The organism is Shinella sp. GW835-FHT14H05 (genome assembly GCF_058793575.1).
In genome coordinates this window covers 63,802-86,804 of record NZ_JBXAFY010000001.1, presented here as the reverse complement: position 1 = coordinate 86,804, position 23,003 = coordinate 63,802, and the positions used below count along the sequence as shown (strand labels likewise).

The window sequence follows — 23,003 nt, the reverse complement described above, 5'->3', positions numbered from 1 at the left end:
CGCGCTCAATGCAGCTTGATGCCGAGATCGCGGCAGGTGCCGCGGATCCAGGCGAGCGATTTCTCGATCATCGGCCCGGCCGCTCCCTCGCATTCGAGGCTCAGCACGCCGTCATAGCCATGGTCGCGAAGTTGCGCGAGGCAGGCCTTGATGTTCTCGGCGTTGACGCCGTCGCCGAGCGCGCAATGGCTGACGGCAATGCCGGTCTGCCCGCCGCGCACCGCATCCGCCAGCGACTGCGATACGTCCTTGACGTGCACATGGCTGACCTTGTCGATGAAACGCGGCAGGAACTTCGTCGGCTCCTGGCCGGCGATGAAGGTGTTGCCGGTGTCCATGTTCATGCGCAGCCACTTCGAATCGACGAAGGCCAGCATGCGCGCCATGAATTCGGGGCGGGTCGTGAAATAGCCGTGCGGCTCGATGTTGACGATGATCTCGTGTGCCTCAGCGACCTCGATGATCTTCTCGTAGCTGCGCTTCATCAGCGCCATCGATTCCTCTTCGCTGAGGCCCGCCGGCATGTGCAGCCCGTCGGTGGTGTCGACGCAGGGGCTGCCGGCCTGCGCGGCCCAGGCGATCGACTTCAGCACATAGGGCACGCCCCGCAGCGGACCGTCTTCGCCGGAAAGCGGATAGGCAGCATCGATCTGGGAGAAACGCACGCCGTAGCGGTCCATCTTGCGGCGCAGCAGCGCGGGGTCCTCGTAGAGCGCGACATGCGGCTGGTAGCCGAGGCCGTGGATCCAGCTCACGCCGTCGATCAGGCCACACTCGATGAAGTGCACATCGTTGTCGCTCGCCCACTGCAAGCATTTTTCGAACGACCAGTAGGCCGAGTTGAACGCGTCCGTGTGGAAGCCTATCCGCACCGGCAATTCCTCCCTGATTCTCCTCCATGCCGTTGAGTTTCAACGACAAATCACCAGCGCCTCCATTTGTCGCTTGATGATGCCCCAGCATTGCGCAATAAATCGCTGCCGGCGTTCGAAATAGACGACCGGTAAATTTTAGACATCCGCGGAGGGGAGCGATGACCAAGGGCAGCAATGAACGGGCCGTCAACCGGCCGGCGGTTTTCCGCGAGCCGGGCGCCCTGCTCTATGCCGGCAATTGTCAGGACCTGATGAAGGCCTCGCTTGCCGGGCAGGTCTCGCTCAATGCCTGGACGCGGCGCGGCTATCCGGGCATCGACCTCGGAAACGCGCTGCCGCAGGTCTGCTCCGTCGGCGGCTGGGACGCGACGATCCCGCAGGATTGGGGCCTGCGCGAACATTGCAACGAGGGCGTCAAGATCGCCTATCTCGCCCGCGGTTCGCTGGCGATCACCATGGATGGCCGCAGGACGGTCATCAACGAGGGCCAGATGTTCGTCGTGCGGCCCTGGCAATTGCATGCGCTCGGCGATCCGAATATCGGCGCCAGCCACATCATCTGGGTGCTGATGGACATGGGGGTGCGCCGGCCGCACGAGACCTGGCTCTGGCCGGACTGGATCGGCTGGCCGGAGCGCGACCGCAAGCGGCTGAGCGAGCTCCTGTCGAAAAACGAACAGCTCTCCTACCTCGCCTCGCGCGATGTCGCGCGCACCTTCCTGGAAATCCACGAGGTGGTGGCGGGCCGCGATATCGACGGCGGGGAGGCGCGCCTGCGCCTGCTGATCTCGATGATGCTGCTGCAATTCCGCCAGATGCTGGAAAGCCAGTCGCCCGTGCTGGACCTCGCGCTAGCGAGCTCCAAGCGCACGGTGGAAATCTTCCTGAAGCGGCTGAAACACGCGCTCGACGAGGACTGGACGCTGGAGAACATGGCGGCGGAGTGTAACCTCTCACGCACCCAATTCACCCAGCACTGCCAGGTGCTGACCAACATGACGCCGGTACGCTATCTCCAGATGCTGCGGCTCAATGCAGCGCGGCAATTGCTTGAAAGCGGCCAGCAGACCGTCACCAACATCGCCTATGACTGCGGCTTCTCCTCCAGCCAGTATTTTGCCACCTGCTACAAGAAACGCTTCGGCTTTTCCCCGATCGAGACCCCGCGCCAGCAGGCTCACATGAACGGCTAACTCAAAAATGCTCGGCGACCCAGGGCGGCGGGCCGGCAAAAATGCGGTCGGCGAGCACAACCGCCTCGGGATCGCCGTCGACATGGCCGGCGCGTTGCAGGAAGCTCGCTGAGCGGAAGCCGGAGAACAGACTTGGAAGCTGGGCCGCTTCGATCGACAGCGACGGTCCCTCGCCACGACTAGGCGTGCAGCTTGCCTTGCCGTCGCGAAGGGCAAGGTGCAGGACCTGCGGTTCGGCCCCGTTGATCGTAAGCGTCAAATTACCATAGTCGCAAGCATAACCCCGCGCGTTCAGGGCGGCGACGGGGTCCAGCACGCGCATCAGAAACTCTTCCTGGTGGACCAGCGACCATCCCTTGTCCGGCATGGCGAAGACGAGCGCATCCTGTGGCGCACCGTGCCAGCGCACGGTGCGATAGACCGTCGAGAACGTGCCGATGAATTTCAGGATCTGTCGCGCGGCCGCACCATTGAGCGCCGCCCAATCGCGGATTTCCAAGACGTCTTCACTGGGCGTCTCGATCACCACATAGCCTTCGTCCTCACCCAGGACGAAGGCGGAGGGAATATATGTCGTTTCGTCGAGGCGGGCGTTCCAGTGCGCGTCGCGGCGGTCGAGCAGGCCGGCCTCGTTGCGGCAGGCGCGCCGGTAGATCGGGTCGAGAACGGCCTGCGCCTCGGCGAGCGGTGTGCGGCGGACGCGGATATCCTGCCGGATCTTGTAGAATTCCGCGGTCTGCGCCTCGTAGATCATCTCGTGGCCGGCGAGGTTGAAGCCGGAGCGGCGATAGACCGGGCGCGTCGAGGCAAAGAGGCTGGCGAGGTAGGCGCCGCCCTTACGCGCGTCGTCACAGGAAAGCTCCATGATCTCCGCGGCAAGCCCTCCGCCGCGAAATTCCGGCTGGATCGCGATATGGGCGATGTTGGCGGCCGGCACCGCCCGTCCACCGAACCAGTGGCCGCAGGGCACGACCGCCCAGACCGCGGCCGGCACACCGTCCTTTTCGAGGATGCGGAAGCAGTCGATGCCCGTCATGCGCACATAGTTGCGTGTCCATGCTTCGTTGACGGCAAAGGCCAGGCGATAGGCATCCATGATGAAGACCATGTCCGTCATGGCCGCGTTGCGAACCGACATCCGGTTCCTCCTTTTCGACGAATGAGGACGGCGCGCCTTAGCGGCCCCGCCCCGAAAATGCGATACGCGCGAGATCCGCGACCCCGAGAATGCCGGCGCGAACGCCGAGTTCGGCGCGGCAGATCGACACCGGCGAAACCGCGCCGAGCGGCGGCCGGAGAGCGTTGACCCGATCGATGAAACCCTCCGCCAGACCGATGCCGCCACCGAGCACGATGCGCGGCGGATCGAGCGCGAGCTGGATGTTGCGGCAGAGCCGCGCCACGCGCTGGGCGGAGGCTGCGACAATATCCATCGCCCATGTCTCGCCGCGCGATGCATGGGCAAAAACCTGTCGCGCGTCAGCGCCATGTCCCTGCCGCCGGGCTTCCGCCGCCATCCAGCGTCCGGAAACGCGGTTTTCGAGGAAGGCGTCGTCATCGCCATCGGTGGTGAGCCCGAAATGCCCGGCGAGGCCCTCTTGCAGCCGGCCGCCGAGCACGATGCCGCCGCCGATGCCGGTCGATATGGTGAGGAAGACGAGGTCTTCGCCCCGCCCTGCGCCAAAGGCATGTTCGCCCCAGGCGGCGGCCTGCGCATCGTTGACGGCGATGGCCGGCAGGGAGGTGAGCGCCTCGACCCGGGCGATGAGCGGATAATCCGGCGGAATGCCCAAGGTCGCCGGGTTCATCGCCGACCAGCAGCCATTCCGCACGAAACCTGTGACGGCAAGGCCGACACCATGGAACCGCCCCTGCCAGGGTTTTGCGGCAGAAAACGCCGCTTCGAGCCAGCGGTCGGGGCCGTCTTCCCGGGCGGTCGCGACCATGACCTCTTCCACCACGCCGGACGTATCGACAAGGGTGACTAGGGTTTTCGTGCCGCCAATATCCACGGCGAGGATTGCGCTATCGTCCGTCATGGGTCGTTATCCTAGCCGATCAGCCGGCCGCTGGCGGCATCGAAAAGCGAAACCTTGTCGGCCGCGATCGTCACCGGCACGGTGGAACCCTGCGAGACGCTGCCGGTCTCCATGCGGGCGACCAGCGAGTGGCCGTGCACCGACAGCGTGACATTATCCTCCGGCCCGGTGGATTCCACCATCTCGACCTTGGCGTCGATCGCCTGCGCCCCCTCCCGCGCAAGCCGGATATGTTCCGGCCGGATGCCGAGCAGCACGTCGCTGTTTGCCGCGGCATCCGCCGGCAGGGAGAGTGGTAGCGTCCAGCCCTTTCCGTCGCTGAAGGACGGTTTTCCGTCAGCGTGTGCAAGCGCGCCGGGCACGAAATGCATGGCGGGCGAGCCGACGAATTTCGCGACGAAGAGATTGGCCGGGCGGTGGTAGATTTCGTAAGGGCTGCCGATCTGCTGCACCTCGCCCTTGTGCATCACGACGATCTTGGTCGCGAGCGTCATCGCCTCGATCTGGTCATGCGTCACATAGATCATGGTCTTGCCGATGCGCTCGTGCAACTGCTTGATCTCCACCCGCGTCTCGACGCGCAGCGTGGCATCGAGATTGGAGAGCGGCTCGTCGAACAGGAAGACCTTCGGGTCGCGCACGAGCGCCCGGCCGATCGCCACGCGCTGCCGCTGGCCGCCGGAGAGTTCGCGCGGCTTGCGCTCCAGCAACTGCTCGATCTGCAGCAGCCTTGCCACCTGCATGACCTTTTCTTGCATGTCCGCCACGTTGGTGCGGCGCATGCGCAGCGGAAAGGCGATGTTCTGCCGGACCGTCATGTTGGGGTAAAGCGCATAGGACTGGAACACCATGGCGATGTCGCGCTCGCGCGTCGGCACGGCTGTGACGTCCCGTCCGTCGATCTCGATCAGCCCGCCATCGATCGGGTGCAGACCGGCAATGGCGTGCAGCAGCGTGGATTTCCCGCAGCCCGAGGGGCCGAGCAGCACGACGAAGTCGCCTTCGTTGACCTCGATGTCGATGCCCTTCAGCACGCTGACATTGCCATAGGATTTGCGGATGCTTTTCAAGAGAAGGGACCGCGTCATTGTGTTGGTTTCCATCATCGTTCTATCCCTTGATGCTGCCGAGCGACATGCCGCGCACGACCTTGCCCTGAACCAGCATTCCCAGAACCAGCATCGGCAGCATGACCAGCGTCGCCGCCGCGGTCAGCGGCCCCCATTGCACGCCCTGGAAGGTGAGGAAGGAGGTGATGCTGACCGGCAGGGTCTGCGTATCGCGGCCCGTCAGCACCAGCGCGATGAAGAATTCGTTCCAGGTGAAGAGCACGCAGAGAATGAAGGTGGCGACGATGCCGCCGAACGCTACCGGCAGGAAAATCTCGCGAAAAATCGTGAATTCGCGTGCACCATCGACCTTCGCCGCATCCCGCAATTCCCGCGGAATATCCTCGAAGAAGGTGATCAGCAGCGAGATCGCGAAGGGAATGTTGACGAAGGCATAAACCCCGATGACGATCCAGTGGTTGTTGAGCAGCTTCAACTGCGCCGCCAGGAAATAGGTCGGGATGATGAAAATCAGCGGCGGCGCGATGCGAAGGCTGAGGATGAATTTCTCGTTCTGCCGCTTGGTCGCCTCGTCCTGCGCCACCAGGCCATAGGCGACGAGCGCGCCGACGCCGACGGAGATCAGGCTTGCCGAAAACGAGATCACCACGCTGTTGAAGAAGGCGCGGATGAAGACGCCGTTGTTCAGCACCTTGGCATAGTTCTCCCAAGTCGGCGCAAACAGCCAGACCGGCGGCATGGCGAAGGCGTCGCGCTGGGTTTTCAGCGAGGTCGCCACCACCCAGTAGAGCGGGAAGAGCACGCAGAGGAGGAGGATGGCAAGCGCGATCCAGAAGATGATCCGGCGCATCAGGCTTCTCCTTGCTTCGGCGCCTTGAAGGCGAGGTTGTAGAGCAGCAGCAGGGCGACGTTCGTGAGAATGGTCAGCACCATGGCTATTGTCAGCGAATAGGAGATGTCGAAATTGGTGAAGGCGGAGATGTAGCCGTAGAGGTTGAGCGTCTCCGTGGAGAGCGCCGGCCCGCCGCGCGTCATGATGTAGAAGATGTCGAAGGCCTTGACTGCATCGATCGCCCGGATGAGGGCCACCACCATCAGCGCCCGCTTCAGCGCCGGCAGCGTGATGTACCAGAGCACCTGCCATTCCCGCGCGCCATCGACGCGCGCGGCATTCTGCGGGTCGCCCGGCAGCGATTCCAGCGAGGCCATTGTGAGCAGCACGACGAAGGGCGTCCATTGCCAGATATCGGCCATCAGCAGCGAGAACAGCGCGACATTCGGATTGCCGAGCCAGTCGACCGGGCCGAGGCCGATGGTCGAGAGCAGGTAATTCATCATGCCGTTCGACGGATCGAGCAGGAAGCGCCAGGTGAGGCCGACGACGACCGGCGTCATGACGATCGGCACCAGCAGGATGCCGCGCACGATGCGTTTTCCCAGGAATTCCCGGTCCACCAGCAGCGAGATCGCCAGCCCCAGAGAGACTTCAATGACGGTCGCCGCGACCGTGAACAGCACGGTGCGCCCGAGCGCGTTGATGGCGCGGCCGTCGAACAGCAGCCGGATGTAGTTGTCGAAGCCGATGAAGCTTTCCTGCCCCGGACGAAGCAGGCTGATATTGTGCAGCGTCAGCCACACGACATAGACGGTCAGGATGACCGAGACCGTGCCGAAAAACAGGACGACCGGACGGTAGAAATAGGTGGTCGCATCCTTCATGGTGCCGCTCCCCGTGAGGCTGGCCATGCCCGGCGAACCGGGCACGGCCGTGATGGTCAACGGCTGAGGGCCGCGTCGTTGGCGGCATTCGCCTCGGCGAGCGCATCCTTGGCCGTGGCCGTGCCGGCGAGCACCTTCGATACCGCGATGCCGGCATTGTTGATGACCTCGTTGGCGGCCTCGACGGTCGGCAGGTATTGCGGATTGCCGGCATTGATCGAGGCAAGCATGGCATCCTTGAAGGCGCCGTAGCGCTTGTTGAACTCTTCCGAGTTCAGCGCCGCAAGCGAGGTCACGCCGGAATTGGGCGCCAGGCCGAAGGACTTGACCTGCTGCTCCTTCGCCGTCGCCCAGGAGGCGAAGAGCCAGGCCGCTTCCTTCTGCTGCGAGGCCTCGGAAATATAGAGGCTGTGCACGGCAAGCGACGAGGAACCGCCCTTCAGCTTGTCGGTCTCGACAGGCACCGGCACATAACCGACCTTGCCGACGACGGAGGAAATCGAGGCGTCCTCGTTGAAGGCGCCGTTGACGGTGGCGTCCATCGTCATGCCGGCCTTGCCCTGCTGGAAGAGCACGCGGTTCTCCTCCCAGCCGAAATTGGCGACGCCGACCGGGCCGTAATCCCGCAGCACGCCGGCAAAGGCGTCGAGCGAGGCGGCCGCCTCATCGCTGCCGAGCGCCGACTTGCCATCCGCGCCGATGAACTCGCCGCCATAGCCCCACAGCCAGCCGGCCCAGACATAGACGTTCTGGATGCCCTGCGCGCCGCGCATGGTGATGCCGGCGACCGCGCCGTTCGATTTTTCCTTGATCGTCTTCGCGGCCGCCGTCACCTCGCCAAAGCTCTTGGGAGGAGCAATGCCATATTCCTCGAACAGGTCCTTCCGGTACATCAGGAAGGTGCTTTCGCCATAGACCGGCAGGCCATAAAGCTTGCCATCGACGATATTGGTGTTGAGATAGCCGGGCACGAAGTCGGCCTTGTCGTAATTGGCGGAGAACTTGCCCGCCAGCTCGTCGAGCGGCGCGATATAGCCGGCCTTCAGGAAACCCGGAATGTAGATGATGTTGTTCTGGACCACGTCATAGCGGCCCGAGCCGGAGGAGAACTCCAGCAGCATTTTTGCGGTGATGTCGGATTCCGGCACCACTTCGAGCTCGACCTCGATGCCGGTCGCCGCGGTGAATTCCGGCAGCAGCGCCTGGATGCCTTCGGTGGTCGGGTGACCTTCCATCAACACGGCAAGGCGGGTGCCCTTGTAGGGCTGGTCCGCATCCTGCGCGAAGGCCGACACCGCCACGGACGAGGACAGTGCAAGTGTCAGAGCAATAAAATGACGTCTTTTCATGTCGTTCCCCTTTTTTGGATAGCGCTCGTCAACGAGCCGTCAGTTGCACTTCGCAGCGCCTAGCCGCGCTGTATTTCTGTCGAGTTCAGAACCGCTGCACCTCGCCCGTATCGGCCGAGCGCACGAGCGCCTGCGTGAGTTCGAGGGACAGCAACGCCTCCTCGCCGGTCGCGACCTGGCATTCGGCGCCGTCGATCCATTCGAGCACGCCGGAAAGCTGGAGGCGCAGGTCGCCACCGACCTTGCCGCCGATCTCCGGCCAGTGCTGGGTGTCGATCTCGCGCGAGGCCTGGTTGTCGGCGAAGTAGAGACCGCTGTCGCCGCACTGCACCTCGAAGGAGCCTTCCGTGCCGATCATTTCGAGGCGCGCGTCGATCATGTGGCGGGCGCCCGCCGGCAGCGACCAGGCGCTTTCGAAGGTCACCACCGTGCCGCCGGAAAAGCGCACGACGCCGGCAATCGTGTCCTGCGTGCCCATCTCGCCGAGCAGGATTTCCGTCTGCTGCGCATAGGCGGTGACAGGCACCTGGCCTTTCAGCATCCACAGCACCATGTCCACGTCGTGCACGGTGACGTGCATGGCGAGCGGCAGGGTGCCGGCATACCGCTTCGGCCCTTCGGTGCGGGCGCTGTTGCGGCGGGCGTAGACATGGATGGGCGTGCCGATCTTGCCGGTCTCGATCAGCTCACGCGCCTTGTAATAGCGCGGGTCGAAGCGCAGCAGGTAGCCGACGCCAAGCTTCACATTGGTCGCCTGGCAGGCCGCGACGATCTTGCGCCCGTCCTCCAGCGTCGAGGCGATCGGCTTCTCGATGAACAGGTTGACGCCCTTTGCGGCGATCGCCAGCGCGGGTTCGAGGTGGAGATGGTCCGGGGTGCAGATGCTGACAAGGTCGAGCGTCTCGGCCGCGAGCAGCTCGTCATGCGAGCCATAGACGCGCACACCGCCGCCGAGCCCGTCCGCCACGGCCTGCGCCCGAGCAACATCCCGGTCGACGATCGCCACCAGCTCCGCCCGCGGATCGCTGGAAAAGATCGAGGCGTGCATCGAGCCCATGAAACCGGCGCCGATGACGGCGACTTTTTTCGTCCTGATCATGTCATCCTCCAAAATCTCAACGCGTGCCGCCGGCAAGGGCGTCGGCAAACCGTCTGGTAATCTCGTCCGGTCGGGTAATGGCGGAGCCGACGACGACGAAGGCCGCACCAAGCTCCAGGGCGCGCCGCGCCTGCTCCGGCTCCCAGATCCGCCCCTCCGCGACGAAGGGGATGCCAGCCACTGCAAGATCCTGCATCAGCGCAAAGTCCGGGGCCGTGGTGCCGGTCGTATAGGGCGTGTAGCCGGACAGCGTGGTGCCAACGAAATCCGCACCGGCGTCAATCGCCTGCCTGGCCTCCGCCAGCGTGCTGATATCGGCCATGCTGATCTTCTTCAGCCGCGCGATCTCGCCGACAATGTCGGCGACCGGCACCGGGCGCGGCCGGTCCGTCGCATCGAAGGCGATGACATCGGCACCCGCCCCGGCAAGGCCCTGCACGTCATCAAGCGAAGGCGTGATGTAGACGTCGGAGCCCGGCTGGGCGATTTTCGTGATGCCGATGATCGGCAGGCCGATGGCGCCGCGCACCGCCTGGACATTGCGCACGCCCTCGATCCGCACACCCGAGGCGCCGCCGAGAACGGCCGCGCGGGCAAGCGCCACGATGTGCTCCGTGGCATGGAGCGGGCTGGTTTCCGCCGCCTGGCAGGACACGACAAGCCGGCCCCGCATTGTTTCCATGATGTCCATAAACGCCGCATCTCCTTGACTGGAGACAACGTTACGGCCTTTGGCGAAAACCGTCAATAATTTTTTTCATATGAAGATTATCTTCAAAGAAAAACTTCATATGTTCCGGTCGCTGACGCTCTCCGCCGTATTCTTGATGGTTTCGAGGCGTGCGGGATCGAGTTTGGTGATCGTGTTGGCGATGGCATCGACAATCAGCAACTGGCTGATCTTCGACGGGAAGGCGCCGCCCGTCAGCGGCGTTTCCGGCGAGGAGGCGAGCAGCACGAAGTTACAGATCGCGGCCAGCGGGCTCTTCGTCCGGTGCGTAATGCCGACGATGCGGGCGCCGCGCGCATGGGCATTCTCCGCCACACGCAACGTATCGATGGTCGAGCCGGAGGTGGAGACGAGGATGTAGAGATCGGCGGGCGAGGCGGTCGCGGACGCCATGGTGGCGAGATGCGCATCGCGGCCGATATGAGCGGAAATGCCGAGGCGGGCGAGCTTGTATTCGAGATATTGCGCCGTGATGGCGGATGCGCCGACGCCGAAAATCTCGACATGGCGGGCCGAAAGCAGCAGCGAGGACACCTCCTCGATGGCCCGCCGGTCGAGCATCCTTTCGGTTTCCTCCAGCGCGATGCGGGCGGTCTCGACCAACTCCTGCACCATGTCGCCGGGGGTGGAGGTGGAAGCGGTCTGCTGGAGCGTGGCAAGCTCATGCGCAAGCGCCAGCTTGAAATTCTGGAAGCCGGGATAGCCGAGTTCGCGACAGAACCGGATCACGCTCGCCTCGGAGGACTGGGCCTCGTCGGCAAGCTCCGTGATGCTCTTGAAGAGCACGGATTGCGGATCGGCCAGCACGAAGGAAGCGACGCGCTCCAGCGCCCGCGTCATGGCGGGTCCCTGCGAGCGGATTCGCGCGATCAGCGGCGGTTGAGGATGTACGTCCACCTTGTTTCCTTGCAGCAGGCTGAGCTTCGGATGGCCCGATTCATATGCGACGGCTGGGGGAAAGGAAACAGGCCCGGTTGGCGGGCAGGTCGTCAGGGCGCGGGTAAACCGCGCCCTGAACTATATCGTCGATCAGACGAGATCGAAGCGGTCGGCGTTCATCACCTTGTTCCAGGCCGAGACGAAGTCCTTGACGAACTTCTCCTTGGCATCGGACGAACCGTAGACTTCGGCGAAGGCGCGAAGCTGCGAATGCGAGCCGAAGATCAGGTCGACGCGCGTGGCGGTCCACTTGGGTTCGTTCGTCTTGCGGTCGCGGCCCTCATAGACACCCTTCTTGTCGGCGACGGGCGCCCAGACAGTGCCCATGTCGAGCAGGTTGACGAAGAAGTCGTTCGTCAACGCTTCCGGACGGGTCGTGAACACGCCGTGTTCCGGTTCGCCGGCCTTCAGCACACGCAGGCCGCCGAGGAGCACCGTCAGTTCCGGCGCCGTCAGCGTCAGGAGCTGGGCGCGGTCGATGAGCGCCTCTTCCCCCTTCAGGAACTGATGACGGTTGGCGTTCACATAGTTGCGGAAGCCATCGGCGCGCGGCTCAAGGGCTGCGAAGGACGCGGCATCGGTCTGGGCATCCGACGCATCCGTGCGGCCCGGCGTGAACGGCACGGCGACATCGTAACCGCCAGCCTTCGCCGCCTTCTCGACGCCGGCAGCACCGGCCAGCACGATCAGGTCGGCGAGCGAGATCTTCTTGCCGCCGCTCTGCGCCGCGTTGAAGTCTGCCTGGATGCCTTCGAGCACGCCGAGAACCTTGGCGAGCTGCGCCGGCTGGTTGACCTCCCAGTCCTTCTGCGGAGCAAGGCGGATGCGCGCGCCATTGGCGCCGCCGCGCTTGTCGGAGCCGCGGAAGGTCGAGGCCGACGCCCAGGCGGTGGAGACCAGCTCCTGCACCGAGAGGTCGGTGGCAAGAACGCGCGCCTTGAGGTCGGCGACATCCTTGTCGTCGACCAGCGGATGATCGACGGCAGGGACGACGTCCTGCCAGATCAGGTCTTCCGCCGGCACTTCCGGGCCGAGGTAGCGGGCCTTCGGGCCCATGTCGCGGTGGGTCAGCTTGAACCAGGCCCGCGCGAAGGCATCGGCGAACTGGTCCGGGTTTTCGAGGAACCGGCGCGAGATCTTCTCGTAGATCGGGTCGAAGCGCAGCGCGAGGTCGGAGGTGAGCATCTTCGGCAGGTGCTTCTTCGTGGAATCGAAGGCATCCGGGATCGTGGCGCCGGCGCCCTTCGCGACCCACTGGTGCGCGCCGGCCGGGCTCTTTTCCAGTTCCCATTCATAGCCGAACAGGTTCCAGAAGAAGTTGTTGCTCCACTTGGTCGGCGTCGAGGTCCAGGTGACTTCGAGGCCGCTGCCGATCGCATCCGTGCCGACGCCCGAATTGAACGTGCTCTTCCAGCCGAGGCCCTGCGCTTCGAGTGCGCCGCCTTCCGGGTCGATGCCGACAAACGACGCGTCGCCGGCGCCATGCGTCTTGCCGAAGGTGTGGCCGCCGGCGATCAGCGCCACGGTCTCTTCGTCGTTCATCGCCATGCGGGCGAAGGTGTCGCGGATGTCGCGGGCGGAGGCCAGCGGATCGGGATTGCCGTTCGGGCCTTCCGGGTTGACGTAGATGAGGCCCATCTGCACGGCGCCGAGCGGTTCTGCCAGCTCGCGTTCGCCGCTATAGCGCTCGTCGCCGAGCCAGGTGCCTTCCGGGCCCCAGTAAAGCTCTTCCGGCTCCCAGACGTCGGCGCGGCCGCCGGCGAAACCGAAGGTCTTAAAGCCCATGGATTCGAGCGCGACGTTGCCCGTCAGGATGAGAAGGTCGGCCCAGGAGATCTTGTTGCCGTATTTCTGCTTGATCGGCCAGAGCAGGCGGCGGGCCTTGTCGAGGTTGACGTTGTCCGGCCACGAGTTGAGCGGCGCGAAACGCTGCTGGCCCTGGCCGGCGCCGCCGCGGCCGTCGGTGATGCGGTAGGTGCCGGCGGAGTGCCAGGCCATGCGGATGAACAGGCCGCCGTAATGGCCGAAGTCGGCCGGCCACCATTCCTGCGAATCCGTCATCAGGGCCGTGAGGTCCTGCTTGACGGCGTCGAGGTCGAGCGTCTTGAAAGCCTCGGCGTAGTCGAAATCCTTGCCCAGGGGATCGGAAAGGTTGGAATGCTGGTGCAGGATCTGGACATCCAGCTGGTCCGGCCACCAGTCGCGGTTGGATCTGCCTTTGGGGGCCGCATGGGCGACGGGACACTTGCCCGCGGTGTCAGTTTTCTGGTCCATGATTCTCTCCTGTTGTTTCCTGGGGGCTGCCGCTCGGGGCAGCCTTGCGAACGCTTGGGGGAGAAGCCTGCGCCCTCTCCTTGATACCTTCTTATCGGAAGCCTGCGATAATTTTAAGTTGGATTTACTGATCGCTGCGATAAGCTAAGATTATGACCAACCTTACACTGAAACAGCTACGCTATTTTGAAGCCCTGGCGCGCCATGGCCGGTTCCGCCATGCGGCCGATGCCTGCGCGATTTCCCAGCCGGCATTGTCCATGCAGATCAAGGAGCTGGAGGAGGAACTCGGCAACGACCTCTTCGAGCGCAGCGCCCGCGAGGTGAAGCTGACCGCCTTCGGCCAGACCTTTGCAATGCGGGTGCGCGGCATCCTGCGCGCCGTCGACGAGCTCGGCGACCTTGCCCGCGCCTCGCGCACACCGTTCCTGTCGCGCCTGCGCATCGGCATCATCCCCACCGTCGCGCCCTACCTTTTGCCCGCCATCATAAACGATCTGAACAAAACCTTCGACGGCATCCAGATCGAGGTGCGCGAGACGATGACGGCGAAGCTGATCCAGGAACTGGGACAGGGCGATCTCGACATGGCGATCGTCGCCCTCCCCGTCTCGGAACCCTCGCTCACCGAACTCAAGCTGTTCGAGGAGGAATTCGTGCTGGTGCGCCACCGGGAGGACGAGGGCAAGCCGACCCCCGAGCCCGACAAGCTGCGCGAAATGCGCCTGCTGCTGCTGGAGGAAGGCCATTGTTTCCGTGATCAGGCGCTGTCCTTCTGCCGGATCGGCTCGGCGCGGCCGCGCGAGGTGATGGAGGGCAGTTCGCTGTCCACGCTGGTGCAGATGGTCGGCGCCGGCATCGGCATCACGCTGATCCCGGAAATGGCAGTGCCGGTGGAAACCCGCTCGGCACAGGTCTCGATCGCCCGCTTCCAGACCCCGCGACCCGCCCGCACCATCGGCATGATCTGGCGCAACTCGACACCGCTCGCCAGGCAGCTTCTGGAGATTTCCGAGGTGGTGCGCCGCTCGGCCGACGCCATGCGCGAGCGCTGTGGGCCGCTGTAGCGATCAGCTCCGCTCGATATCCCGCCGCAGCACGATGGATGTCGTCAGGTCCTCGACATTGTCCATGGTCGAGACCTCGTTGCGCAATTCATTGAGCGCATTGATCGAGCCGACCTCGACTTCCACCACCAGATCGAGCTGGCCGCTGACGGAGGAAACCTTGCGCACGGCGGAAAAGCCCGCGAGACGATCGAGCACGCCGATCGAGGGCGTGCGTTTCAGGGTGACGAGCAGGAAGGCCTGGACCTGTCCGTCGTCGAGCTGGCCGATATCGGCGCGGTAGCCGCGGATGATGCCGGCCTTTTCCAGCCGGCTGACGCGCTCGGTGGTCGCGCTGCGCGAAAGCCCGATCCGGCCGGCGAGCGACTTCATGGGGATGCGCGCCTCCTTCGACAGGATGCTGAGGATCGTCCGGTCGATGGCGTCCGTATCCTGCATGGCCCCTCCTCCAATCCCGCCGACAAGATGACGGTTATTACATACAGAGTGCCGGCACAACCGGCATAATGCCGGATGCGCCCAACTGCCTCCCGTGCAACTCTTGTCGCCACGAAGAGGATTGCCATGAACGACATGCTGAAGACGACACCGGATTTTTCCATCGAGGCCGCAGCCGGGCTGCTTTCCGAGCATTACGGGCTTTCCGGCACGCTCTCGCCGCTCGCCAGCGAGCGCGACCAGAATTTCAAGGTGGAAACAGCGGATGGGACCTTCATCCTGAAGATCGTCAACGCCGCCGAGCCGGAGGTCGAGAGCGACTTCCAGACGGCGCTGCTCGCCCATATTACCGCGCATGCCGGCGATCTGCCGGTGTCGCATATCCGCCCCACGCTTTCAGGCGCCAGCCTTGGCCGCACCACCAGCCCGCACGGCGTCGACCACCGCATCCGGCTGGTCGGCTGGGTCGTCGGCCAGCCGCTTGCCGAAACGGGCCGCAGCTATGCCGCGCTCGAATCGCTCGGCCGCATGCTCGGCCGCTTCGATGCGGCGCTGAAGGGTTTCATGCATCCGGGCGCACTGCGCGATCTCGACTGGGACATCCGCAAGGCCGGCCGGTCCGCCGAACGCCTGCAACACGTCGCCTCCGCCGAAGACCGGGCCCTGCTGGAACGGTTCCTCAAGCGTTTTGCATCCCTCGCGCCGCGTCTCGCGACATTGCGCGCCGCCGTCATCCACAATGATGCCAACGACTGGAACGTGCTGGTCGACAGCGCGGATCACGACCGCATGTCCGGCCTCATCGATTTCGGCGACGCACTGCATGCGCCGCTGATCGCCGAAGTGGCGATCGCCGCCGCCTATGCCGGCCTCGACCATGCCGATCCGATCGGCGCCGCAGCCGCGATCGCCCGCGGCTTCCATGCCGAATATCCGCTGCTGGAAGAGGAAATCGACCTTCTCTACGACCTCATCGCAATGCGCCTCGTCACCTCCGTGACGATCTCCGCCTCGCGCCGCAGCCACACGGAAGACAACCCCTATCTCGCCATCAGCGAGCGCCCGGCCTGGACGCTGCTGCGCAAGCTCGACCGGATGAACCCGCGCTTCGCCACCGCCATCCTGCGCAAGGCCTGCGGCTTTGAGGCAGCACCAGGCGCGCATGCCGTTGCCGACTGGATCGCGAAGAACCGCAAGGCACTCGCCCCCATGCTGGAGCGCCCGGCCGCGACCTACCCCGCCGCCCTCGTGCCCTATGGCGACCCGACACACCCGATGACCGTGAAATCGGCCGCCGAACAACCGGACGAGGCACAGGCGATCTGGGAGACCCATTGCCGCGAGAATGGCATCGCGCTTGGCATCGGCCCCTTCGGCGAGGCGCGCACCGTCTATGCGGGCGACATGTTCGTCTCGCGCTTCATCGAAAACAGCCGCCGCACCCACCATCTCGGCCTCGACCTCTTCATGCCCGCCGGCACGAAAGTCTTCACGCCGCTGCCGGCAACCGTCGTCAGCGTCGAGATCGAGCAGGACCCGCTCGGCTATGGCTGCCTGGTCGCGCTGCGCCACGAACCGGAAGGCTGCCCGCCCTTCGTCTCCCTCTGGGGCCACCTCGCGCATGAGGCCATGCAGCGTCTGAAGGCCGGCGACCGGCTGGACGCAGGCTGCCTCGTCGGCGAAATGGGCGCGCCTGCGGAAAACGGCGGCTGGGCGCCGCACCTGCACCTCCAGCTTTCCACCGACACCAACCTCTCCGCGACCGAAATCCTCGGCGTCGGCGAGCCGAGCTATCTCGACGTCTGGGCAGAACTCTTCCCGGATGCGCGCACCTTCGCCGGCATCGCCGAAGAGTTTTACGAACGCCACGGCCGGTCGCACGACGAGATCGTCAAGCTGCGGCACGAGCTGCTCCTGCCGAACCTCTCCATCTCCTACGACAAGCCGATCAAGTTCGTGCGTGGCGAAGGCGTCTGGCTGATCGACGACAGCGGCCGGGCCTATCTCGACTGCTTCAACAATGTCTGCCACATCGGCCATGCTCACCCGATCGTCGTCGAGGCGATGGCGAAACAGGCAGCCACGCTCAACACCAACACCCGCTACCTGCACGACAGTATCGTCGCCTATGCCGAACGCCTGACGGCGACGCTGCCGAAGGAACTGACCGTCGCCGGCTTCGTCAACAGCGGCTCGGAGGCAAACAGCCTGGCACTGCGCATGATGCGCGCGCATACGGGCCGCGAAAACGCCATCGTGCTCGACTGGTCCTATCACGGCACGACCCAGGAACTGATCGACATCAGCCCCTACAAGTTCCGCCGCAAGGGCGGCAAGGGACCGAAGCCGCATATCCATGTCGCGGCCATTCCCGACAGCTACCATGCGCCGGCGGACTGGCCGGCCGAGGAACACGGCAAACGTTTTGCCGAAAGCGTCGCCGAACTGATCGCAACCATGCAGGCAAGAGGCGAGGCGCCCGGCTTCTTCATCGCGGAATCGATCCCGAGCGTCGCCGGCCAGGTCTTCCTGCCCGAAGGCTATCTCAAGGAGGTCTACCGCCCGGTGCGCGAGGCCGGCGGTGTGTGCATCGCCGACGAGGTGCAGGTCGGCTTCGGCCGCGTCGGCAGCCACTGGTGGGCCTTCGAGACGCAGGGTGTCGTGCCCGACATCGTCACCATGGGCAAGCCGATCGGCGACGGCCATCCGCTGGCGGCGGTGGTGACCACGCGAGAGGTCACCGACAGCTTCAACAACGGCATGGAATATTTCAACACCTTCGGCGGCAATCCGGTGTCCTGCGCCGTCGGCCTCGCCGTGCTCGACGTCATTGAAAGCCAGGATTTGCGTGGCAATGCGCTCGCCATCGGCAACCACCTCATGGACGCCTTCCGCGACATGCAGAAGCGCTACGACGTGATCGGCGATGTGCGCGGCCTCGGCCTGTTCCTCGGCATCGAGCTGGTGACCGACCGCAGGACCAAGGCGCCCGCCACCGATTTCGCCCGCGCCGTCTCCAATGGTGCGCGCCGCCGCGGCGTGCTGATGGGCACCGAAGGCCCGCATGACAACGTGCTCAAGATGCGCCCGCCGATGATCTTTTCGAAACGCGACGCTGATCACCTGATCGCCGTGCTTGAGGAAACCTTCGCCGACGTCGCAAGAACGCTCGGCTAAGGCGAACCGCACCACCGCTCAAAACCTGTTAGCCGGGAGGAACGCCCCTCCCGGGCAGGACGACGCATGCCGAAAAATCAACCAAGGAGGAGAACGACATGACGATTACAATTCTGGCGATATTCGCCGCAGGCCTTGCCGCCGGCACCGCACATGCAGGGACGTTGGACGTCATCAAGGAGCGCGGCGAGGTGCGCTGCGGCGTCAGCCAGGGCGTGCTCGGCTTTTCCGTGCCCGACAAGAACGGCGTCTGGAGCGGCTTTGACGTCGATTTCTGCCGGGCGATCGCCGCTGCGACGCTCGGCAATCCGGACAAGGTCGCCTATGTGCCGCTCTCCACAAAAGATCGCTTCACGGCGCTGCAATCGGGTGAAGTGGACCTGTTGTCGCGCCAGACGACGTGGACGCTGTCGCGCGACACCGATCTCGGCATGAGCTTCGTCGGCGTCAACTATTATGACGGCCAGGCCTTCATGATCAACAAGGACGTCGGTGTGAAGAGCGTCAAGGAGCTCTCCGGCGCCTCCGTCTGCACGGAGACCGGCACGACGACCGAGCAAAACATGGCCGACTATTTCAGCGCCAACAAGATCGAGTACCAGGTCATCGCCTTCGAGAAGCCGGACCAGACGATCCAGGCCTTCAACACCGGCCGTTGCGACGTCTATTCCACCGACGCCTCGGCGCTCTATTCCCAGCGCCTGACGCTGAATGACCCCGAGCGTTTCGTCGTGCTGCCGGAGGTCATCTCCAAGGAGCCGCTCGGCCCGGCCGTGCGCCAGGGCGACGACCAATGGTTCAAGATCGTGCGCTGGACGCTCTTCGCGCTGGTCGAGGCGGAGGAAATGGGCATCGGCAAGGAGAATGTCGCGTCCCTTCTCGAAAGCGGCACCGTCGCACAGAAACGTTTCCTCGGCATCGACAACGAGGCCGGCAAGACGCTCGGCCTCGATCCGAAATGGGCGTACCAGGCGGTCTCGGCCGTCGGCAACTACGGCGAAATCTTCGAGCGCCATCTCGGCAAGGACAGCCCGCTGAAAATCGACCGCGGCCTCAACCGGCTGTGGAACGACGGCGGCCTGATGTACGCCCCGCCCGCCCGCTGAGGACGCGGGACGAACGCCGCGGGATCAAACCCGCGGCGTTGATCGTTCAGAAATCCCAGTCCGCATCCTCGGTCGCCACCGCCTTGCCGATAACGTAGGACGAGCCGGAGCCGGAGAAGAAGTCGTGGTTCTCGTCGGCGTTCGGCGAGAGCGCGGAGAGGATGGCCGGGTTGACCTTGCAGGCTTCCGACGGGAAGAGCGCCTCGTAACCGAGGTTCATCAGCGCCTTGTTGGCGTTGTAGTGCAGGAACTTTTTCACGTCCTCGGTCAGCCCGACGCCGTCATAGAGCGCCTCAGTATATTTCGCCTCGTTGTCGTAGAGTTCCAGCAGCAGGTCGAAGGCAAAATCCTTGATCTCCTGCCGGCGCTCCTCCGAAAGACGCTCCAAAGCACGCTGGAACTTGTAGCCGATATAATAGCCGTGCACGGCCTCGTCGCGTATGATCAGGCGGATCATGTCGGCGGTATTGGTGAGCTTTGCGCGGCTCGACCAGTACATCGGCAGGTAGAAGCCGGAATAAAACAAAAAACTTTCGAGGAAGACGCTGGCGACCTTCTTCTTCAGCGGATCGGCAGAGGCATATTGCTCCATGATCAGCGCGGATTTGCGCTGCAAAACCTCGTTTTCCTCCGACCAGCGATAGGCGTCGTCCACGTCCGGCGTCGAGCACAGCGTGGAAAAGATCGAGGAATAGGAGCGGGCGTGTACCGCCTCCATGAAGGCGACGTTGGAGAGCACGGCCTCCTCATGCGGCGTGGCGGCGTCTTCCATCAGCCGCACGGAGCCGACACCATTCTGGATCGTGTCGAGCAACGTCAGGCCGGTGAAGACGCGGATGGTGAGTTGCTGCTCCTCCGGCCGCAGGGTCGCCCAGGACGGGATATCGTTGGAGAGCGGCACCTTTTCCGGCAGCCAGAAGTTTCCGGTGAGCCGGTTCCAGACTTCGAGGTCCTTGTCGTCCTCGATGCGGTTCCAGTTGATGGCGCGCACGGCGGCGGCTGCCTTCGGGGCCTTGGTCTTCAGTTGGATGTTCATGGTCTTCCCCGATCTCACAGCGCGCAGGAAACGCAGCCCTGCACTTCCGTGCCGGACAGCGCCATCTGGCGAAGGCGGATGTAGTAGATGGTCTTGATGCCCTTCTTCCAGGCGTAGATCTGCGCCCGGTTGATGTCGCGCGTGGTCGCCGTATCGCGGAAGAACAGCGTCAGCGACAGGCCCTGGTCCACATGCTGGGTGGCCGCCGCATAGGTGTCGATGATCTTCTCCGGACCGATCTCGTAGGCGTCCTGGTAGTAGTCGAGATTGTCGTTCGTCATGAAGGCGGCGGGGTAATAGACGCGGCCGATCTTGCCCTCTTTCCGGATCTCGATCTTCGAGACGATCGGGTGGATCGAGGAGGTCGAGTGGTTGATATAGGAGATCGAGCCCGTCGGCGGCACGGCCTGGAGGTTCTGGTTGTAGAGCCCGCCGTCCATGACGGCCTTCTTCAGCTCCAGCCAGTCTTCCTGCGTTGGGATATGGATGCCGGCCTCTTCGAAAATGCCCCTCACCTTCTCCGTCGCCGGCAGCCATTCGGCCTCGGTGTATTTGTCGAAATACTCGCCGGAAGCGTATTTGGAGTTCTCGAAACCCTTGAAGCTGACACCCTTCTCGACGGCCAGCCGGTTCGAGGCGCGGATGGCGTGGTAAGTCACCGTGTAGAAATAGATATTGGTGAAGTCGACGCCCTCTTCAGAGCCATAAAAAATGCGCTCGCGGGCAAGGTAGCCGTGCAGGTTCATCTGGCCAAGGCCGATGGCGTGGCTGTCGTCGTTGCCCTTCTCCACGGAGGGAACCGAGGAGATGTGGCTCATCTCGGAGACCGCCGTCAGCGCGCGGATCGAGGTCTCGATCGTTTGGCCGAAATCGGGGCTATCCATCGCTGCCGCGATGTTGAGCGAACCGAGATTGCAGGAAATGTCCTTGCCCATCTTCGAATAGGACAGGTCGTCGTTGAACTCGCTCGCCTCGCTGACCTGCAGGATTTCCGAGCAGAGGTTGCTCATCGAGATGCGCCCGGCGATCGGGTTCGCGCGGTTCACCGTGTCCTCGAACATGATGTAGGGGTAGCCGCTCTCGAACTGGATTTCGGCGATGACCTGGAAGAAGTCGCGCGCCTTGATCTTCTTCTTCTTGATGCGGGCGTCCTCGACCATCTCGCGGTACTTTTCCGTCACCGAGATCTCGCTGAAGGCGACGCCATAGACGCGCTCTACGTCATGCGGCGAGAACAGGTACATGTCCTCGTTGTTCTTCGCGAGTTCGAAGGTGATGTCCGGAATGACGACGCCGAGCGACAGGGTCTTGATGCGGATCTTCTCGTCGGCATTTTCGCGCTTGGTATCGAGGAAGCGCATGATGTCCGGATGGTGGGCGTTGAGATAGACCGCGCCTGCGCCCTGCCGCGCGCCGAGCTGGTTGGCATAGGAGAAGCTGTCTTCCAGGAGCTTCATCACCGGGATGACGCCGGAGGACTGGTTTTCGATCTGCTTGATCGGCGCGCCCATCTCGCGAAGGTTGGTGAGCGACAAGGCCACCCCGCCGCCACGCTTGGAAAGCTGGAGCGCCGAATTGATCGAGCGGCCGATGCTCTCCATGTTGTCCTCGATGCGCAGCAGGAAGCACGAGACGAGTTCGCCACGCTGTTTCTTGCCGGCATTGAGGAAGGTCGGCGTCGCGGGCTGGAAGCGACCGGAAATGACCTCGTCGACGAGGTCGCGGGCAAGCGCCTCGTTGCCGCGCGCCAGTGCCAGCGCCACCATGCAGACGCGGTCCTCGTAACGCTCCAGGTAACGCTTCCCGTCAAAGGTCTTCAGCGTATAGGACGTGTAATATTTGAAGGCGCCGAGGAAGGTGGGGAAGCGGAATTTCTTGTCATAGGCGTGGTCGAACAGATCGCGCACGAAGTTGAACGAATACTGGTCCAGCACCTCCTGCTCATAGTAGCCCTCGGTCACCAGATAATCGAGTTTTTCCCGCAGGTTATGGAAAAACACCGTGTTCTGGTTGACGTGCTGGAGGAAATATTGTTTTGCGGCCAGCCGGTCCTTGTCGAGCTGGATTTTGCCACCCTCGTCATAGAGGTTCAGCATCGCATTGAGGGCGTGGTAATCCAGCGCCGTGATTTCCGGGACCTTTGCCGGCTTGCCGAGCGTCATCGTGTCCAAAATCGTTCCAATCCGTCTTTGACATTGGCGACGTCCTCCGCGGTGCCCAGAAGCTCGAAGCGGTAGAGATAGGGCACCCCGCATTTGGCGGAGATGACGTCGCCGGCGATCCCGAAGGTCGCGCCGAAATTGCTGTTGCCCGCGGCAATCACGCCGCGAAGGTTCGACCGGTTGTCCGCATCGTTGAGGAAGCGGATCACTTGCTTGGGCACGGCGCCTTTCCCCTCCTCGCCGCAATAGGTCGGCACGACGAGCACGAAGGGTGCTGCGGCTTTCAGCGCCTCATCGGCGCGAAGGGGGATGCGGGCGGCGGAAAGGCCGAGCTTGGCGACGAAGCGATGGGTGTTTTCCGACCGCGTGGAAAAATAGACGAGATCGCCCATCGCCCGAGGCTCAGGCGAGCGCGCTGATCATGTCGGGGCGGAAGCCGGCCCAATGCTGCTCGCCGGCAACCACCACCGGAACCTGCCGGTAACCGAGACCCTGGACGAGTGCAAAAGCGTCGCTGTCCTCGGAAATGTCAACGACGCTGTAGTCGATGCCCTGGCGGTCGAGCGCGCGGGTGGTCGCGGTGCACTGGACGCAGGCGGGTTTGCTGTAAACGGTGATGGACATGGTTTTCCTCGTGACTTTGCAATTGAGCATGGGGCAAATTGGGCGTTGAGCAATTGGGCATGGGAGATCGTCCGGTCATCCGCCGATGGCCGTGCGATGGATTGGA

At 63.8% G+C, this 23,003-nt stretch carries 20 protein-coding genes; 4 read left to right on the top strand and 16 right to left on the bottom strand.

The annotated features are described in order from the left end of the window. Nucleotides 1-5: 5 nt before the first annotated feature. Nucleotides 6-872, bottom strand: a complete 867-nt coding sequence (locus AC1Q6Z_RS00395) for a sugar phosphate isomerase/epimerase family protein (protein ID WP_492646363.1) — start codon at nt 870-872, stop codon at nt 6-8. A gap of 161 nt (nt 873-1,033) precedes the next feature. On the opposite strand from AC1Q6Z_RS00395, the gene AC1Q6Z_RS00390 reads away from it, so the two are divergent. Continuing rightward, a complete protein-coding gene (locus AC1Q6Z_RS00390) occupies nt 1,034-2,068 on the top strand; it encodes an AraC family transcriptional regulator (RefSeq protein WP_256119657.1) in 1,035 nt (344 codons plus the stop codon). Nucleotide 2,069: 1 nt separating this feature from the next. Here the strand turns inward: AC1Q6Z_RS00390 and AC1Q6Z_RS00385 are convergent, their stop codons facing one another. The 10 genes from AC1Q6Z_RS00385 to katG all read right to left on the bottom strand — a co-directional run bounded on the left by AC1Q6Z_RS00385 (nt 2,070) and on the right by katG (nt 13,287). Next, a complete protein-coding gene (locus AC1Q6Z_RS00385) occupies nt 2,070-3,206 on the bottom strand; it encodes a GNAT family N-acetyltransferase (protein WP_492646362.1) in 1,137 nt (378 codons plus the stop codon). Between the two features lie 37 nt (nt 3,207-3,243). Beyond that, on the bottom strand, nt 3,244-4,107 hold the full coding sequence (locus AC1Q6Z_RS00380; protein WP_492646361.1) for an ROK family protein: 864 nt from the start codon (nt 4,105-4,107) through the stop codon (nt 3,244-3,246). Nucleotides 4,108-4,118: 11 nt separating this feature from the next. Beyond that, nucleotides 4,119-5,195 (bottom strand): ABC transporter ATP-binding protein, encoded by a 1,077-nt coding sequence (locus tag AC1Q6Z_RS00375; protein WP_492646360.1) that lies wholly within the window; start codon nt 5,193-5,195, stop codon nt 4,119-4,121. A 22-nt stretch (nt 5,196-5,217) separates the two neighbouring features. Further along, the gene (locus AC1Q6Z_RS00370; protein WP_492646359.1) at nt 5,218-6,027 is read right to left on the bottom strand and encodes a carbohydrate ABC transporter permease; all 810 of its coding nucleotides are present in this window, start codon (nt 6,025-6,027) and stop codon (nt 5,218-5,220) included. Beyond that, on the bottom strand, nt 6,027-6,896 hold the full coding sequence (locus tag AC1Q6Z_RS00365) for a carbohydrate ABC transporter permease (RefSeq protein WP_492646358.1): 870 nt from the start codon (nt 6,894-6,896) through the stop codon (nt 6,027-6,029). The genes AC1Q6Z_RS00370 and AC1Q6Z_RS00365 overlap by 1 nt, the downstream gene beginning before the upstream one ends. A gap of 56 nt (nt 6,897-6,952) precedes the next feature. Then, the gene (locus AC1Q6Z_RS00360; RefSeq protein ID WP_492646357.1) at nt 6,953-8,245 is read right to left on the bottom strand and encodes an ABC transporter substrate-binding protein; all 1,293 of its coding nucleotides are present in this window, start codon (nt 8,243-8,245) and stop codon (nt 6,953-6,955) included. Between the two features lie 85 nt (nt 8,246-8,330). Next, a complete protein-coding gene (locus tag AC1Q6Z_RS00355; RefSeq protein WP_492646356.1) occupies nt 8,331-9,344 on the bottom strand; it encodes a Gfo/Idh/MocA family protein in 1,014 nt (337 codons plus the stop codon). A gap of 16 nt (nt 9,345-9,360) precedes the next feature. Continuing rightward, nucleotides 9,361-10,035 carry an N-acetylmannosamine-6-phosphate 2-epimerase gene (locus AC1Q6Z_RS00350; protein WP_492646355.1) on the bottom strand — a complete coding sequence of 225 codons (675 nt, stop codon included), beginning with the start codon at nt 10,033-10,035 and terminating at the stop codon, nt 9,361-9,363. Between the two features lie 96 nt (nt 10,036-10,131). Next, entirely contained in the window at nt 10,132-10,971 is an 840-nt protein-coding gene (locus tag AC1Q6Z_RS00345) for a MurR/RpiR family transcriptional regulator (RefSeq protein WP_492646354.1), read from the bottom strand. Between the two features lie 132 nt (nt 10,972-11,103). Beyond that, the gene (katG, locus tag AC1Q6Z_RS00340) at nt 11,104-13,287 is read right to left on the bottom strand and encodes a catalase/peroxidase HPI (RefSeq protein ID WP_492646353.1); all 2,184 of its coding nucleotides are present in this window, start codon (nt 13,285-13,287) and stop codon (nt 11,104-11,106) included. 152 nt (nt 13,288-13,439) lie between these two features. Between katG and AC1Q6Z_RS00335 the strand changes: the two genes are divergently transcribed. Continuing rightward, complete coding sequence (locus AC1Q6Z_RS00335; protein ID WP_492646352.1) at nt 13,440-14,354, top strand: hydrogen peroxide-inducible genes activator; 915 nt, start codon at nt 13,440-13,442, stop codon at nt 14,352-14,354. A gap of 3 nt (nt 14,355-14,357) precedes the next feature. Here the strand turns inward: AC1Q6Z_RS00335 and AC1Q6Z_RS00330 are convergent, their stop codons facing one another. Continuing rightward, on the bottom strand, nt 14,358-14,792 hold the full coding sequence (locus tag AC1Q6Z_RS00330) for an Lrp/AsnC family transcriptional regulator (RefSeq protein ID WP_256119645.1): 435 nt from the start codon (nt 14,790-14,792) through the stop codon (nt 14,358-14,360). A 126-nt stretch (nt 14,793-14,918) separates the two neighbouring features. On the opposite strand from AC1Q6Z_RS00330, the gene AC1Q6Z_RS00325 reads away from it, so the two are divergent. Continuing rightward, nucleotides 14,919-17,969: an aminotransferase class III-fold pyridoxal phosphate-dependent enzyme gene (locus AC1Q6Z_RS00325; protein WP_492646351.1), complete on the top strand. Its 3,051-nt coding sequence runs from the start codon at nt 14,919-14,921 to the stop codon at nt 17,967-17,969. A gap of 98 nt (nt 17,970-18,067) precedes the next feature. Beyond that, nucleotides 18,068-19,075 carry an amino acid ABC transporter substrate-binding protein gene (locus AC1Q6Z_RS00320; protein ID WP_492646350.1) on the top strand — a complete coding sequence of 336 codons (1,008 nt, stop codon included), beginning with the start codon at nt 18,068-18,070 and terminating at the stop codon, nt 19,073-19,075. Nucleotides 19,076-19,121: 46 nt separating this feature from the next. Here the strand turns inward: AC1Q6Z_RS00320 and nrdF are convergent, their stop codons facing one another. Genes nrdF through nrdH form a run of 4 tightly spaced genes read right to left on the bottom strand, consistent with a single transcriptional unit; the run spans nt 19,122 to nt 22,897 of the window. Then, nucleotides 19,122-20,111 (bottom strand): class 1b ribonucleoside-diphosphate reductase subunit beta, encoded by a 990-nt coding sequence (gene nrdF, locus AC1Q6Z_RS00315; RefSeq protein ID WP_492646349.1) that lies wholly within the window; start codon nt 20,109-20,111, stop codon nt 19,122-19,124. 14 nt (nt 20,112-20,125) lie between these two features. Continuing rightward, nucleotides 20,126-22,273 carry a class 1b ribonucleoside-diphosphate reductase subunit alpha gene (nrdE, locus tag AC1Q6Z_RS00310; protein ID WP_256119752.1) on the bottom strand — a complete coding sequence of 716 codons (2,148 nt, stop codon included), beginning with the start codon at nt 22,271-22,273 and terminating at the stop codon, nt 20,126-20,128. Next, the gene (gene nrdI, locus AC1Q6Z_RS00305) at nt 22,270-22,665 is read right to left on the bottom strand and encodes a class Ib ribonucleoside-diphosphate reductase assembly flavoprotein NrdI (RefSeq protein WP_256119641.1); all 396 of its coding nucleotides are present in this window, start codon (nt 22,663-22,665) and stop codon (nt 22,270-22,272) included. Before nrdI ends, nrdE begins: the two co-directional genes overlap by 4 nt. A 10-nt stretch (nt 22,666-22,675) precedes the next feature. Next, complete coding sequence (gene nrdH, locus AC1Q6Z_RS00300) at nt 22,676-22,897, bottom strand: glutaredoxin-like protein NrdH (protein ID WP_256119640.1); 222 nt, start codon at nt 22,895-22,897, stop codon at nt 22,676-22,678. Nucleotides 22,898-23,003: the final 106 nt, after the last annotated feature.